Raw genomic sequence first — 704 nt, forward strand, 5'->3', positions numbered from 1 at the left:
GGCCCTGGGCGAGCACTTCCTTGCCGGTGCCGCTTTCGCCAAGCAGCAGCACGGTGGCGTCGCTGGGGGCCACCTTCTCGATCATGCGGCAGACGCGCTGCATGCCGGGGTCGCGCGTGATGAGGCCCGAGAAGACGTCGCTGCTTTGCTGCGTCTGCAGGCGACGGTTCTCCTGCTGCAGCTCATAGAGCCGGTAGGCGCGCTCGACGGTCAGGCTGAGCACGTCGGGATCGACGGGCTTGGCGAGGAAGTCGTAGGCGCCCATGCGGATGGCGCGCAGCGCATTGCCTTGGTCGTTCTGGCCGGTCAGCACGATGACCTTCACGCCGGGGTCGAGCTCCAGCAGCTTCTCCAGGCATCTGAAGCCCTCGGACACCGAGTCCCGATCGGGCGGCAGGCCGAGATCCATCGTGACCACCGCCGGGTTGTGACGGCGGAACTGCAGCACCGCGCTGGGGACGTCATCGGCCGTGACCGATTCGAAGCGGTCCAGCGACCACTTGAGCTGCTTCTGCAGGGCCAGATCGTCTTCGACGATCAACAGCGGCGCATGGCGAGGCGTGTTCATAGGTGCACCCTTCGGCCTGCGGCCTTGCCTGACCGACAGCGCGGCCAGGCGTTCGCCAGGCACGGGATGCCCACAGGGCATCCCATGTCCGGGCTCACTCCCGCCAGGCGGGAGCGAGCTTGCTTGGGACGGCCCG

1 protein-coding gene is annotated in these 704 nt (G+C 67.9%); it reads right to left on the reverse strand.

Going from position 1 to position 704, the window contains the following annotated elements; translation table 11 throughout:
* Nucleotides 1-568 (reverse strand): response regulator (locus AC1DU6_RS34000; protein WP_477862817.1); only part of this gene is annotated, 568 nt, incomplete at its 3' end.
* Nucleotides 569-704: the final 136 nt, after the last annotated feature.

It is taken from the genome of Roseateles sp. P5_B10 (genome assembly GCF_056400485.1).